The sequence below is a fragment of the Cryobacterium sp. N21 genome, from assembly GCF_002929575.1.
Lineage (GTDB): Bacteria > Actinomycetota > Actinomycetes > Actinomycetales > Microbacteriaceae > Cryobacterium > Cryobacterium flavum.
In genome coordinates this window covers 1-13,567 of sequence record NZ_PJJQ01000025.1, presented here as the reverse complement: position 1 = coordinate 13,567, position 13,567 = coordinate 1, and the positions used below count along the sequence as shown (strand labels likewise).

General features: G+C 66.2%; 13 protein-coding genes. 3 read left to right on the top strand and 10 right to left on the bottom strand.

What is annotated here, in order from left to right:
* Positions 1 to 111: 111 nt before the first annotated feature.
* The 10 genes from CXY77_RS02735 to paaA form a co-directional block, all read right to left on the bottom strand.
* On the bottom strand, positions 112 to 2,220 hold the full coding sequence (locus CXY77_RS02735) for an acyl-CoA dehydrogenase (RefSeq protein ID WP_092341975.1): 2,109 nt from the start codon (positions 2,218 to 2,220) through the stop codon (positions 112 to 114).
* Between the two features lie 277 nt (positions 2,221 to 2,497).
* Positions 2,498 to 4,558: a DNA helicase RecQ gene (recQ, locus tag CXY77_RS02730; RefSeq protein ID WP_369831285.1), complete on the bottom strand. Its 2,061-nt coding sequence runs from the start codon at positions 4,556 to 4,558 to the stop codon at positions 2,498 to 2,500.
* Between the two features lie 73 nt (positions 4,559 to 4,631).
* Positions 4,632 to 5,273 carry a copper resistance CopC family protein gene (locus tag CXY77_RS02725; protein ID WP_104087806.1) on the bottom strand — a complete coding sequence of 214 codons (642 nt, stop codon included), beginning with the start codon at positions 5,271 to 5,273 and terminating at the stop codon, positions 4,632 to 4,634.
* A gap of 99 nt (positions 5,274 to 5,372) precedes the next feature.
* Positions 5,373 to 5,999: a hypothetical protein gene (locus CXY77_RS02720; RefSeq protein ID WP_092341977.1), complete on the bottom strand. Its 627-nt coding sequence runs from the start codon at positions 5,997 to 5,999 to the stop codon at positions 5,373 to 5,375.
* A gap of 170 nt (positions 6,000 to 6,169) precedes the next feature.
* Positions 6,170 to 6,943, bottom strand: coding sequence for an enoyl-CoA hydratase/isomerase family protein (locus CXY77_RS02715; RefSeq protein ID WP_104087819.1), 774 nt, complete (start codon positions 6,941 to 6,943; stop codon positions 6,170 to 6,172).
* Positions 6,944 to 6,970: 27 nt separating this feature from the next.
* On the bottom strand, positions 6,971 to 8,122 hold the full coding sequence (gene paaE, locus CXY77_RS02710; RefSeq protein WP_092341978.1) for a 1,2-phenylacetyl-CoA epoxidase subunit PaaE: 1,152 nt from the start codon (positions 8,120 to 8,122) through the stop codon (positions 6,971 to 6,973).
* Entirely contained in the window at positions 8,122 to 8,643 is a 522-nt protein-coding gene (paaD, locus tag CXY77_RS02705; protein WP_233197191.1) for a 1,2-phenylacetyl-CoA epoxidase subunit PaaD, read from the bottom strand. The genes paaE and paaD overlap by 1 nt, the downstream gene beginning before the upstream one ends.
* Before the next feature lie 17 nt (positions 8,644 to 8,660).
* Positions 8,661 to 9,503, bottom strand: a complete 843-nt coding sequence (gene paaC, locus CXY77_RS02700) for a 1,2-phenylacetyl-CoA epoxidase subunit PaaC (protein ID WP_104087821.1) — start codon at positions 9,501 to 9,503, stop codon at positions 8,661 to 8,663.
* A 5-nt stretch (positions 9,504 to 9,508) separates the two neighbouring features.
* Positions 9,509 to 9,814, bottom strand: coding sequence for a 1,2-phenylacetyl-CoA epoxidase subunit PaaB (gene paaB, locus CXY77_RS02695; RefSeq protein ID WP_092106867.1), 306 nt, complete (start codon positions 9,812 to 9,814; stop codon positions 9,509 to 9,511).
* Positions 9,811 to 10,800, bottom strand: coding sequence for a 1,2-phenylacetyl-CoA epoxidase subunit PaaA (gene paaA, locus CXY77_RS02690; RefSeq protein ID WP_174774960.1), 990 nt, complete (start codon positions 10,798 to 10,800; stop codon positions 9,811 to 9,813). The genes paaB and paaA overlap by 4 nt, the downstream gene beginning before the upstream one ends.
* 199 nt (positions 10,801 to 10,999) lie before the next feature.
* Between paaA and CXY77_RS02685 the strand changes: the two genes are divergently transcribed.
* The 3 genes from CXY77_RS02685 to CXY77_RS02675 are packed head-to-tail and all read left to right on the top strand — an operon-like array spanning position 11,000 to position 13,421.
* On the top strand, positions 11,000 to 11,443 hold the full coding sequence (locus tag CXY77_RS02685; RefSeq protein ID WP_092341980.1) for a hotdog fold thioesterase: 444 nt from the start codon (positions 11,000 to 11,002) through the stop codon (positions 11,441 to 11,443).
* A 17-nt stretch (positions 11,444 to 11,460) separates the two neighbouring features.
* Positions 11,461 to 12,780, top strand: a complete 1,320-nt coding sequence (gene paaK / locus CXY77_RS02680) for a phenylacetate--CoA ligase PaaK (RefSeq protein WP_104087809.1) — start codon at positions 11,461 to 11,463, stop codon at positions 12,778 to 12,780.
* A 41-nt stretch (positions 12,781 to 12,821) separates the two neighbouring features.
* Complete coding sequence (locus tag CXY77_RS02675) at positions 12,822 to 13,421, top strand: TetR/AcrR family transcriptional regulator (RefSeq protein WP_092341982.1); 600 nt, start codon at positions 12,822 to 12,824, stop codon at positions 13,419 to 13,421.
* The last annotated feature ends 146 nt before the right edge of the window (positions 13,422 to 13,567 follow it).

The window sequence follows — 13,567 nt, the reverse complement described above, 5'->3', positions numbered from 1 at the left end:
CGTGCTGTGAAGCCCCCAACCAAACGGTACGGTTTGTGGCGGCTGTGGCGCATCAACCGTGGGGATGGTTGTGCGCCACCGATGTCGTACCTGAGTACGACGTGTGGCGCCTTACCGCCTGACCGGTTTTTCGGGTGCAGGAGCGGTCCCGGACGCCCGCTGGTCGGCGTAGTAGTCACGCGCCTCGATCTGGCGTTCACGTTCGATACCACTCGCGATCGTGGCCCGCAGGTGGTCCTGCGAGTAGCCGAACGCGTCAACCAGATCGAGGGCGTGCGGACGGATGCGCGCAATCAGCCGGTCGATGTAGGCCGTGACCGCCTGGGCTCGCTGGGCCGAAAGCCGACCGTGGATGAGGTACCAGGCGAGGTTTTTCTCCACCAGGCCGAGTCCGAACAGGTCGCGCAGCCAGGTGAGAACCTGCTTGGTGCCGGCATCCGTCGTAGCGTCGAGCGCCCGGGTGAACGACTCCCACTGCAGCAGTTCGCCGTGGGCCCTGGCCGCCTCGATCAGCTCGTTCTGGTGCGCGTTGAACAGGTCGGCGGCCTGTTTCTTCGGCAGCTTGGTGGCGCCGCGCAGCTTGCCGGCAACCTCGCCGATCATGCTCTCGACCCGATCGGTGAGCAGCTCGCGCTGAACATCAGCCTCGCGGAGGGCACCGACCGAGCGGGCCGTGGAACCGCGGTCGGCAACGGACTGGCCCAGGGTGCGCAGGCCGGTGCCGTGGTAAGCGCGACCAGCGGCGTGCTGCACGACGTAGCGGGCGAGGGCACCGGCATCCGCTGTGGCGAATTTACGACTGTAATCGGTGAGCAGACGTTTGGCCACGAGCTGTAGCAGCACGTTGTTGTCGCCCTCGAAGGTCGCGAAGATGTCGAGGTCGGCGCGCAGCCCCACGAGGCGGTTCTCGGCCATGAAGCCGGCGCCGCCGCAGGCCTCACGCGCCTCCTGCAGGGTGTCGAGTGCGTGCCAGGTCGAGAGCGGCTTGAGCGCGGCGGCCAGGGTTTCGAGGTCTTGCCGGTCGTCGTCAGTGTCGGTTTTGCCGCTAAACACGTCGTCGAACTTCACCAGAAACTCGTCGTGCGCGAAGGTCTGCGCGTAGGTCGTGGCGAGGCGCGGAAACAGGCGGCGCTGGTGCCGCTGGTAGTCGAGGATAACCTCTTCGTCGGTGTCACTGCCGGCGGTGAACTGGCGACGCTGGCTTCCATAAGTGATTGCGATGGTCAGGGCGAGAGCGGATGCCGCGGTGGCGGCCCCGTCGAGCGATACGCGACCCTGCACCAGCGTGCCGAGCATGGTGAAGAAGCGGCGGCCGGGGCTCGAAATCGGGCTGGAGTAAGTGCCGTCTGCGGCGACGTCGCCGTAGCGGTTGAGCAGATTTTCGCGCGGGATGCGCACGTTGTCGAAGTGCAGTCGGCCGTTGTCAATGCCGTTGAGGCCACCCTTGAGGCCGTCGTCTTCGCCGCCGACGCCGGGGAGGAAGTCGCCGTCAATGCCCCGAATGGGTAGGTAGAAGGCGTGCACACCGTGATTGACGCCCTGCGTGATGAGCTGCGCGAACAACACGGCGGCGATGCCGTCTTTCGCGGCGTTGCCGAGGTAATCCTTCCAGGCGGCGCGAAACGGGGTGTTGATGACGAACTCGCCGGTCGCCGCATCGAAGGTTGCGGTGGTCGCAATGCTCGCCACGTCGGAACCGTGGCCAATCTCGGTCATGGCGAAGGCACCGGGCACGGAGAGGTCCATGATGCCGGGCAGGTATTTATCGTGGTGCGGCTTGGTGCCGAGGTGAAGTACGGCGGCACCGAACAGGCCCCATTGCACGCCGCCTTTGATTTGCAGGCTCGGGTCGGCGATGACGAGTTCTTCGAAGCCGGCGATGTTTCCGCCATGGTCGTCCTGCCCGCCGAGGTGTTTGGGGAAGGCGCGTAGCACGTGACCGTTGGCGGCGAGCACCTTGAGCTGCTCGAGCACGCGCAACCGGTGGTCAGCCATGGAGAGACCCTCGATGCGCTGCATGTCGGGCCGCGCGGTGACCTCACGGGCGGCGAGGCGCACGTCGGCCCAGGTGCCGAGCAGCTGGCGCCCGAGTTGTTCGACGTTGACCGCGGGCCCTGTTGGGTCGCCGATGGATTTGATGGGGCCGGTGTCGATGCTGACATCGCGGCTGTGGTCGATCGTCGTCGATCGGGTGCTGGAGCGCTGGGCTGTGTCAACCATGGGTGGTCCTAACTGTTCGCGCGAAGTGGTGGTCGCAACGCTAGGGCCGCGTGGGTACAGTCGCGAAATGCGCGGTACGGGGGCGACAACGATGTATGCCGCGCGCGGCATCGGTTTTGTAGGTTCACTACAACTTAGGGCCGTTTGAACCAGCGTTCCTCCACAAGACCTCGGCCCACTGACGCCCCTACACTGCTGGAGTCGCCGCCGCCCCGTGAGTATCAATGCGTTTGCCCGTCTTTTTGGGGTCGAAACTCACGGGTCGGCGAGGCGGGGATCAGACGGAGGCGGCGACGACCTCGAGCAGGGCTTCGCCGTAGGCCTCGAGCTTCTTCGCGCCAATGCCGGTGATGCCGTCGAGCGCCGCGAGGGTCGTGGGGCTGGCCGCGGCGACGGCGATGAGGGTCGCGTCGCCGAAAACGATGTAGGCGGGAACGCCCTGCTCCTTCGACTCCGCCGAGCGCCAGGCCCGCAGAGCCTCGAACAGGCTTTCCTGCGCGGTACTGAGGTCGGCGGCCGCAACCTTTGCCGCGCTCGGCCGGCGGGCGGCACTCGAGCGCGCCGGCCGGTCTGGTTCGCGGCGCAACTGCACCGTGCGGCCTCCGCCGAGAACCTGGGCCGCGGCATCCGTCAGTATGAGGGTGCCGTATTCGCCGGACGTGGCGAGCAGGCCCTGGGCCAGCATCTGGCGCACGACGCCGCGCCAGGCCTGGTCGCTGAGGTCGGCTCCCAGTCCCCAGGTGCTCAGTTCGGTGTGCCGGTACTGGGTGGCGCGCGGTGTTTCCTTGCCGCGGAGGATGTCGATAAGGTGGCCAGCACCGAACTTCTGGTTGCGTTCGCGGTGCAGCCGCACGATGGTGGAGAGCAGCTTTTGGGCCGGGATCGTGCCGTCCCAGGCCTCGGGTGGCTCTAGGCACGTGTCACAGTTGCCGCAGGGTTCGCTGGTCTGGCCGAAATAGCGCAGCAGGTTGACCCGGCGACAGTGCACCGTCTCGCACAGGGCGAGCATGGCGTCGAGGTGGGCGGACAACTTTCGCCGATGGCCGAGGTCGCCCGGCGACTCGTCGATCATGCGGCGCTGCTGCACCACGTCTTGCAGGCCGTAGGCGAGCCAGGCGGTGGCCGGGGCACCGTCGCGGCCGGCCCGACCGGTCTCCTGATAGTAACCCTCGACCGATTTGGGCAGGTCGATATGGGCGACGAAGCGCACGTCGGGCTTGTCAATTCCCATGCCGAAGGCGATGGTCGCGACAATGACAACGCCCTCCTCGCGCAGGAACCGGGACTGGGTGCGAGCGCGAAGTCCCGCGTCGAGGCCGGCGTGGTACGGCAGAGCGTTGACCCCGTTCTGACGCAAAAACTCGGCGGTCGCATCGACGGTCTTGCGGCTGAGCGCGTAGACGATCCCGGAGTCGCCCGGGTGCTCGGTTTTCAGGAAAGAGAGCAGCTGCTTGCGCACCTCAGCTTTGCCGACGATGCGGTACTGAATATTGGGCCGGTCGAAGCTCGCCACAAAATGTTTAGCGTCGCCCATCTGCAGGCGGGTGGTGATCTCCTGGTGGGTGGCATCCGTTGCGGTGGCGGTGAGCGCGATGCGCGGCACGTCGGGCCAGCGGTCGGCCAGCTCGCCCAGGGCCAGGTAGTCCGGACGAAAGTCATGACCCCACTGCGACACACAGTGGGCTTCGTCGATGGCGAACAGGGCGATGGTTCCACGCTCGAGCAGCCGCTTGGTGCCCTCATTGGAGAGCCGCTCGGGGGCGACGTAGAGCAGATCGAGGTCGCCGTTCAGGTAGTCGCGCTCCACCTGGCCGCGGGTCTGCGAGTCCTGGCTGGAGTTGAGGAACTCAGCGCGCACGCCCACAGCGGTGAGCGCATCCACTTGGTCTTGCATGAGGGCAATCAGCGGCGACACGACGATGCCGGTGCCTGGCCGAACCAGCGCTGGAATCTGGTAGCACAGGCTCTTGCCGCCGCCGGTGGGCATGAGCACGACGGCGTCTTTGCCGTCGACGACCTGAGCAATGATCTCGGCCTGATCACCACGGAACGAGTCATAGCCGAACACGGTGTGCAGGGCCTCGGCCGCGGTGGCGAACTTGCGGGTGGCGGCGCGAATCGGTGCGGTGGCGCGAGCGGCAGTCAGCTGCTGACTGCAGGGTCTCTGCGAAGCGGATGCCGCGCCCGAGTAGGCCGGCTGCCGCTCGCCGAACTGGCGGTCAGCTTTGGGCGGCGGCGCATCGAAGTCGTCGGGGGCGTCGAAGTCACTCGGTGCGTCAAAGTCGCGAGGTGGTTCGACGTCGTCAGGGTTCCAGGGCAGCTCAGCATTCCAACTCACCTGCCCAACTTTACCCGGGCCCCCTGACACGTTCCCCCGCGCGCCTCTCCCCCTCCGAGTTGGGTGGGGGCGGTTAGGGGCGGGGCTTGCGGCGCAGGAGCAGCAGGGTCGCGGCGGCGGCCAGGAGCACAGCCGCCAGGGTTCCGCCGATCCAGACGAACGTCGAGACCGAGCTTTCGGAGCCGGAACTGGTCGCGCCGAGGTCTGCGGGCGGCGATGTGGCGGAATCCGGTGTGGCGGCATCCGCTGTCGTGCCGCAGGTTGGAGCCGTGGCGACCCCGTCGGCGAGTACCTGGTCGGCGGCGGGCTGCCAGTCGAAGGTGAACTCATCGGAGATGGGGTGGCCGTCGATGGAAACCGTCTGCCAAATCACCGTGTATTGCCCGGCAGCGCCGAGCTGCGCGGCGGTCGCGACTGTGGCGCCAGAGACTATGGCGCACCCGTCGCCATAGAAAAGCGGCGCGTCGGCCGGGCCGGTTACGACCATGGCGCTTCCCGCTCCGGTTCCGCCGAGATCCAGGAGCAGATCGCTTGTGGTGACGGAGAATTCACCGGGCTGCTCGGTCACGACCGAGCCGGCCTCGGGTGAGGAACCAATCTCGTCGTTGTGGGCCGACGCCGGGGCCGCGCCCCAGCCGAGAGCCAGAGCAATAACGGCGGCCGCGAAGAGAGTGCGAGCGGCCGCGGCGGTAGATTTGGGGGTGGTGAACGTCATGATTGTCCTTAAACGTGGGTGCCCGGCGCTACTCGAATGGTGCAGGGCGAAGCCTCTGCTACTCGTTCGGTGCGATGGGCGAACTGGTCGGGTTGCGGTTCAGGCTGCGAGCGCGCAGGCAGGCGGACCACGATGCCGCATCGCCGACAACACCAGAACCAAATCGCGCGGTGACAATACCGGCGCATCGTGACGAATGCGCTGCGGGGCCTCGACCGGCACCACCAGGTGGGCCGGAACGAACAGCGTGCGGATGCCCAGACGCACGTTCTCGACCAGGCCCCAGAACGCGCGTTCCGCGTACCGCAGGGCCAGAATCGTCACGATCGCGGCACCGAAGTGAGCGCCCCACATGGCCGTGGAATCGTGGGCCATGGGCGTGGTCGAGCCGAGAACCATCGGGTCGATCAGCTCGGGCGGCGCCGCGTGCTGGTGCGTGCCGGGTGCGGCACCGGCCCCGGCGCCGAGTGCCCCACCCGGCGCTCCGAGCGAGAATAGCCCGTGAAAGATGAATTGGCTGATCAAAACGGATGCTGCGCCTCGCCAGAAGGACAGGGTGCGGCCCGCGAGGGCGACGCAGACCATGCCGGCAAAGGCGAGCGACACGACGACGGCCAGAAGGCCGGGCGCCGCGGCGCCGCCGAGCGTGTGCGAGAGGGCAGCGACAAAGGTCGAGAACACGGCGACGATCCAGCCGCGCGCGAAGCGGGCCCAGCGTGTGTGCATTGAGGCCCCTCTCCGGTCTCCTCCAGAGTAGCCGGTCGACCTAGGTGTGTTTTATCAACTGCACGGCGATGCATTCCACAGTCCCACAGTGGTGGCTTATTCAGGAGATTCGGGTGCCAGCCCCAATTCGACCGCACTCTTTCGGGGACCGCGATCAACTCCGGGACAGGTCAGGCGCGACCGGTGAAAGCGGGCTTGCGCTTCTCCTGGAAGGCGGCGAAACCCTCGCGGTAGTCGCCGGTAGCGCACAGCGCGGCCTGGGCTGCGGTCTCGGCGCTCATGCTCTGCCACAGCCCGAGGCGTTCGTCACGCAGTGACTGCACGAGCGCTTTGCTCGCGAGAAAAGCCTGGGTGGCACCGGATGCCGCGCGTGTCGCCGCCTGCACGGTCGCCTCGGTCAGTTCCGCGGCCGCGAAAACCTGGCTGAACAGTCCGCCGGCGACGGCCTCGGCCCCGGACATGAGGCGGCCGCTGTAGATCAGGTCGAGGGTGCGGTGAGCACCGAGACGTTCCACGAACAGGGCGTGTCCGCCGGAGTCGAGCGTGGCGCCGAGGTTCGCGAACGGCGAGCCGATCTTGGCGGTGTCGGCGACGTAGACCACGTCGGTGGCGATGAGCAGGCCGAGCCCCACGCCGAGGCAGGCGCCGTGCGCCGCCGCGAAGGTGGGAGCCGGAAACCGGCTCATGCGCTGAAGCAGCGGGGTGACGAGGTCGCCGAGATACCCGAGCACGTCATCGGTGCGCGGATCGACGGCCGAAATGTCGCGGCCGGCGCAGAAGGCCCGACCCTCGCCACTCAGCACCAGCGCACGCACGCCGACTCGCTCGGCTTCCTGGTAGGCCGCGTCGAGTTCGACGATCGCGGCCTCATCGAGGGCGTTGAGTTTGTCGGGCGCGTTCAGCACCACGTGGGCGACGTTGTTGTCTATCGAGAGCTCAATCACGTACATCCGCTTTCTGAGGGGTTGAAGCTAGACGTCGTAGTCGACGACGACGGTGTCGGTGGTCGGGTGCGACTGGCAGGTGAGCACGTAACCGCGAGCGAGCTCTTCGGGCTCGAGCGCGTAGTTCTCGGTCATCGTGACATCGCCGCTGACCAGCTTGGCGCGGCAGGTTCCGCAGACGCCGCCGGCGCAAGCGAACGGAACATCGGGGCGTACCCGCAGGGCAGCGTTCAGGATGCTCTCGTTCGCGTTGATCGGAGTGGTCACCGTGTTGCTCTGGCCGTCGAGGGTGAATTCGATCTGGAAGGTCTTGTCGCCCTGGCCGATGATGACGGGCCGGCCGCGGTCGCCGCTCGCGGCCGAGGGCTCACCGGTGGTGAACAGCTCGAACCGCACGTGCGACCGCTCTACTCCGGTGCTCTCGAGGGTGTCACGGCAGAGCTGCACGAGTTCGAACGGACCGCACAGGAACCACTCATCGACCGTCGCCGGACGCAGAATGGTGTCGAGCATGCGCCGAAACTTCTCTTCGTCGATGCGGCCGGAGAGCAGCGACGACGACCGCTGCTCACGCGACAGCACGTGGTACAGCGCGAGACGGGCCGGGTAGCGGTCCTTGAGCTCGGCCAGTTCGTCGAGGAACATCACGTCGAGGGCGGTGCGGTTGGTATAGACGAGGGTGAACGTCGACGTCTCGGACGCGGCGAGCACGGTGTGCGCGAGCGCCATGAGCGGGGTGATACCCGAGCCGGCAGCTACGCCAACCACGTGCTTGTGATCAAGGTTGTGCAGGGTCGAGGTGAAGTTGCCCTGCGGGCTCATCACGTCGATCTCGTCGCCGGGGTGCAGTTCGCTGTTGGCCCAGGTGGAGAAGGCACCGCCGAGGTCGCGCTTGATGGCGACGCTGATCTGGCCCCCGTGGCTCGCCGCGGGCCGGCAGATCGAGTAGCTGCGGCGCAGTTCCTGGCCTTCGATTGTGGCGCGCAGGGCGAGGTGCTGGCCGGGCAGGTAGTCGAACGCGCCCTGCAGTTTGGGCGGAACGGTGAAGGTGACCTCGACGCTGTCGGCGGTGAGCGGGCGTACTTCGGCCACTGTCAGGGTATGGAAGCGTGCGCGGTGCTTGACCGGTGCCAGGGTCGTGGCGCCCTGGTTGGTGGATTCGAGACGTGTTGCAGCCATTAGAGCACCTTGAAGTAGTCGAACGGCTCGAGGCAGTCTCGGCATTCGTAGAGGGACTTGCAGGAGGTGGAACCGAAGTGCGCGAGCTCGCGGGTGTTGAGCGAGGAGCAGCGCGGGCATTTCACAGCCATTTTCAGACTGATCGGGCCGGCCGGCCCTGAGCCGCGCACAGTTGCATGCCCGGTGGGGGCGGCGATACCGTATTCGCGGAGTTTGGCCTTGCCGATCTCGCTCATCCAGTCGGTGGTCCACGCCGGGCTCAGCACGAGCCGCACCGACACGTTCTGGTAGCCGGCGGCGGTGAGTACCCCGAGAACGTCGTCGCGCATGGCGTCCATGGCGGGGCATCCGCTATAGGTCGGCGTCAGCGTGACGGCGACGGCATCGCTGGTCACGTTCACGGAGCGCAGCACACCGAGGTCTTCGATGGTGAGCACCGGAATCTCGGGGTCGACGACCTGGGCGGCGATCGTCCAGGCCGCGAGGGATGCCGCGTCGGCGGGGCGCGGACGGGCGACGATCTCGTGCACCTGCGTGGTCACCAGGACGCTCCGGGGTGGGCGCGGGTGAGCACCTGCATTTCGGCGAGGAGAAAGGCGAGGTGTTCGGAGTGGTTGCCCGTGCGGCCGCCGCCGGAAGCAACGAAACCGCGCGGAATTTCGAGTTCGGCCTCGGCGAGCACCGGCGCGATGGCCGCGTCGAACGCCGGACGCAGGCTCGACGGGCGCACCGCGATGCCTTCGAGGCGGTCGATGAGCGTGTCGTCGCGAAAAATCTCCTCGACGTAGGGCCACAGGTCACTTAGCGCGGTGATCATACGGCGACGCGACTCGTCGGTACCCTGCGCGAGACGCAGCACCCACTGGGTCGAGTGGTCACGGTGGTAGTCGACCTCTTTCACCGCTTTGGCGGCGATCGCGGCGAGGGTCGCATCAGCGGATGCCCGCAGCCGGCTGTACAACTCGAACAGGTAGTGGGACACGATGAACTGGCGCGCGATGGTGTGTGCGAAGTCGCCGTTGGGCTGTTCGACGATGTGCAGCGAGCGAAAATCAGGCTCGGTGCGCCAGTAGGCGAGGTCGTCTTCGCTGCGGTCCGTGGCGGTTCCGGCATAGTGCAGCAGCGACCGGGCGTGGCCGATCAGGTCGAGGGCCACGTTGCCGAGGGCGACGTCTTCTTCGAGCTCTGGGGCACGGGAGATCCAGGCGCCGAGCTGCTGGGCCAGAACGAGCGAGTCGTCCCCGAGCCAGAGCGCGTATTCGGCAATGTCGACGGTTGCCTGAGACGGACCCTCGATAAGCTCGGCGTCGAGCGTGGTGACGTCGACCGCGACGTGGCCGTGGGCATCTTCGTGGTCGTTGGCGGGGGCATCCGCTTTAATTTCGCTCACAGGTGCTTCACTCCCTCACTCTTGGAGTAGTAGCTCGCGTGGCGGTAGTTCTTGCCAGCGGGCGATTCGAAGAAGGCGCCCTTGGCGTCGGGGTCACTCGTGGTGATGGCGGCGGCGGGTACGACCCAGACCGAGACGCCCTCACTGCGGCGGGTGTACAGGTCGCGGGCGTTACGCACGGCGAGGGTCTCGTCTGGGGCGTGTAGGGACCCGACGTGAACGTGGCTCAGGCCACGGTTGGAACGCACGAAGACCTCCCAGAGGGGCCAGATTTCTGCTGCGGAATCGCCGGGAGTCGTCATTTGGCTGCCATTTCTTCGGTTCGTGCGGACTGTTTGTGGGCATAAGCGGCCGCGGCTTCGCGCACCCAGGCACCCTCGTCGTGGGCGTCACGGCGACGCTGCAAGCGCTGGGCATTGTTGGGACCGCGACCGGCGAGCACCTCGTGGAACTCGGTCCAGTCAATCTCGCCGAGGTCCCACTGCTGGGTTTCTTCGTTGAAGTGCAGGTCGGGGTCGGGCAGGGTGACGCCGAGCACCGCTGCCTGCGGAACGAGCATATTCACGAAACGCTGACGCAGCTCGTCGTTGGAGTGGCGCTTGATCTTCCAGGCCATCGACTGCGCCGAGTTGGGCGAGTCGTCGTCGGGCGGTCCGAACATCATGAGTGCGGGCCAGTACCAGCGGTTGACCGAGTCCTGCGCCATCTGGCGCTGCTCCTCGGTGCCCTGCATGAGCTCGAGCAGAATCTCGAAACCCTGGCGCTGGTGAAAGGATTCTTCCTTGCAGATACGCACCATCGCGCGGCCGTACGGGCCGTAGGAGGCGCGGCAGAGCGGCACCTGGTTGCAGATGGCTGCGCCGTCGACGAGCCAGCCGATCGAGCCCATGTCGGCCCAGCTCGGGGTCGGATAGTTGAAGATGCTCGAGTAGCGAGCCTTGCCGGCGATGAGGGCATCCGTCATGTCGTCGCGGGTAGCGCCCAGGGTTTGCGCGGCGGAATAGAGGTAGAGGCCGTGACCGGCTTCGTCCTGCACCTTGGCCATGAGGATGGCCTTGCGCTTGAGGCTTGGGGCGCGCGTGATCCAGTTCGACTCGGGCTGCATACCGATGATCTCGGAGTGCGCGTGCTGCGAGATCTGTCGTACGAGCGACTTGCGGTAGCCCTCGGGCATCCAGTCGCGCGGCTCAATGCGCGAATCGGCTTCGATCAGATCGTTGAACTGCTGTTCTTCGACGCTGATAGCGACGGGTGCGCTCGTATCGGGCGTGATGGTGCTTGTCATCATCGGCTCCTGGTCTGCGTTGACTGCGGTGGTCGTGGTCGGATCGTAATCGTGCACAAGCTGGCGACGCTAAGGTGATGCACGTCGGGAATTTTGCGCACGGATCGGCAATCTATTACCAACCGATCGTTTAGTTAGTATATAGTCACATTATCGGTCGGGCAACCCCCGACCTGCACGGCAACTCAACGAGGAGAACCGAATGACGGAAGCACTGCCCGTAGGTAGTGAGGCCATGATGCAGCGCGACCGGGCATCCGCTTCTCTCGGCATGATCGTGCACCGCAATGAGCCGGGTCATTCCGTCGTCTCGATGGTCGTACGCGACGACATGCTCAACGGTTTCGATGTGACCCACGGCGGTTTCGTGTTCGCCCTCGCCGACACGGCCTTCGCCATCGCCTGCAACGATTCGCACCACGTCACCCTTGCCGCCGGCGCCGACATCACGTTTCTGAAGCCCACCACGAGCGGCCAGAATCTCACCGCGACCGCGCTGCTGCGCGTGAAGAGCGGTCGGAGCGGCATCTACGACGTGCGCGTGGCTGTCAACGGAGACGCGATCGGCGACGACGTCACCGTGGCCGAATTTCGCGGCCGCAGCCGCACCACCAACCTGCCCGTCCCTGCCCGCAACCACCTCTAACCCTTCCGGAAGGCATCATGTCAACGCTGACCAAGACCCGTCTGCACGCACCGGCTCTCGTAGAACTCGACGCGGCCGAGCGCCTGGACCGCGACGAGATTCGCGCGCTGCAGCTCACCCGCCTGCAGCGCACCGTGCGGCACGCCTACGCGAACGTACCTCTGTATACGCGCAAATTTGATGCTGCCGGCGTGCACCCCGATGACGTTCGTACCCTCGAAGACGTGGCGTTGCTGCCGTTCACGACCAAGGAAGACCTGCGCGTCTCGTATCCGTTCGGCATGTTCGCGGTGCCGATGGACCAGGTTGCGCGCATTCACACGTCGTCGGGTACCACCGGGTTGCCCACGGTGGTCGGCTACACCAAGAACGACCTCGCCATGTGGTCTGGTCTGGTGGCCCGCAGCCTGCGCGCATCCGGAGTGCGGCCCGGCATGAAGGTACACAACGCCTATGGCTACGGGCTGTTCACCGGCGGACTCGGCGCCCACGCCGGCATTGAAGCACTCGGTGCCTGTGCCATCCCCATGTCGGGTGGCCAGACCAACAAGCAGGTGCAGATGATCACCGACTTCGAGCCCGACGTGATTTTGTCAACGCCGAGTTACCTGCTGACCATCACCGATGCCATGGTCGCAGCCGGCCTCGACCCCCGACGCTCAAGCCTCAAGGCCGGGGTGCTCGGTGCGGAGCCGTGGACCAACCAGATGCGTCTCGAGCTCGAGGACCGTCTCGATTTTGACGCACTCGACATCTATGGCCTCAGCGAGGTCATGGGGCCGGGCGTCGGCAACGAATGCATCGAGTCGAAGGATGGCCCGCACCTCTGGGAAGACCACTTTCTGCCGGAGATCATCAACGGCGACACCGGCGTTGCGCTCCCGGACGGCGAAACCGGTGAGCTCGTCTTCACGTCGCTCACCAAGGAGGCCTTTCCGGTCATCCGCTACCGCACCCGCGACCTGACCCGCCTGCTTCCCGGCACCGCCCGGCCCGGCATGCGCCGCATGGAGAAAATCACCGGCCGCAACGACGACATGATCATTCTGCGTGGGGTCAACCTGTTCCCGACCCAGATCGAAGAGATCGTGCTCGGCATCGAGCACCTCTCCCCGCATTTTGTGCTCGAGCTGACCCGGCCGTCGCGCATGGACGAGCTCACCGTGCGCATCGAGCGGCACGAGCACGCCGACGATGCCGCCTCGGCTGTCGCTCGCGCCCTGCTGATCGCCCTCATCAAGGACAGGATCGGCTCGAGCGTCAACGTGCTCATCGTCGAACCGGGCACCCTGGAGCGCAGCACCGGAAAGCACAAGCGCGTCTACGACCTGCGCTAATCGGTCGTAGCTGGCACGCCTGCGTGAGAGACTCAAGACCTATGTCTGACGTACACACCCCCAAACGCGGGCGCCCCGGCTACGACCAACGCGCCATCCTGGCGATCGCCGTCACCGCATTCAATGAATTTGGCTACGACGCCACCTCAATGGGGGTGCTCGCAACCCGCCTGTCCCTCTCGAAGGCGGCCATCTACCACCACTTCTCCTCCAAAGATGAAGTTCTGCAGCTCGCCCTCGACGAGGCCCTCAACGGTCTCGAGGGCGTTCTGCGCGAGTCCGGCGCCGTGACCGGCAGCGCCATCGACCGCCTGGCCTACGTGCTCCGCGGCGCCGTGCTCGTGCTCGCCGATCGGCTGCCCTACGTGACGCTGCTCCTGCGGGTGCGCGGCAACACCGAGGTCGAGCGCGATGCGCTGACCCGCCGCCGCGCTTTTGACCGTGCCGTCTCAACGCTCGTCGTCGAGGCCCGCGACGAGGGCTCGCTTCGCAGCGACATCGACCCGCGAGTCGTTACGCGTCTGCTCTTCGGCATGGTCAACTCTATTGCCGAGTGGTACCGCGCAGAAGGCCCCGAGGATGCCGCGCACCTCGCCGACGACGTGCTCGCCGTGGCCCTGGACGGCCTCCGCCGCCGCTAGCTGTTGAATATCGAAAGGCCACGCACACTGTGCGTGGCCTTTCGTCTTGCCAAACGAAAACAGGGCACCCGCGTGGGTGGCCTGTTAACGCAGGAAAGCCATCCCCGGAGGGATGGCTTTCCTGGTGTTTCTACGTTAAGTCCGGC

Bases quoted from the DNA above. Each gene is read 5' to 3' on its own strand.
- CXY77_RS02735 (WP_092341975.1), bottom strand. From the start codon at position 2,220: ATGGTTGACACAGCCCAGCGCTCCAGCACCCGATCGACGACGATCGAC.
- paaB (WP_092106867.1), bottom strand. From the start codon at position 9,814: ATGACGACTCCCGGCGATTCCGCAGCAGAAATCTGGCCCCTCTGGGAG.
- CXY77_RS02685 (WP_092341980.1), top strand. From the start codon at position 11,000: ATGACGGAAGCACTGCCCGTAGGTAGTGAGGCCATGATGCAGCGCGAC.
- paaE (WP_092341978.1), bottom strand. From the start codon at position 8,122: ATGGCTGCAACACGTCTCGAATCCACCAACCAGGGCGCCACGACCCTG.
- CXY77_RS02720 (WP_092341977.1), bottom strand. From the start codon at position 5,999: ATGCACACACGCTGGGCCCGCTTCGCGCGCGGCTGGATCGTCGCCGTG.
- paaA (WP_174774960.1), bottom strand. From the start codon at position 10,800: ATGATGACAAGCACCATCACGCCCGATACGAGCGCACCCGTCGCTATC.
- paaK (WP_104087809.1), top strand. From the start codon at position 11,461: ATGTCAACGCTGACCAAGACCCGTCTGCACGCACCGGCTCTCGTAGAA.
- CXY77_RS02725 (WP_104087806.1), bottom strand. From the start codon at position 5,273: ATGACGTTCACCACCCCCAAATCTACCGCCGCGGCCGCTCGCACTCTC.
- CXY77_RS02675 (WP_092341982.1), top strand. From the start codon at position 12,822: ATGTCTGACGTACACACCCCCAAACGCGGGCGCCCCGGCTACGACCAA.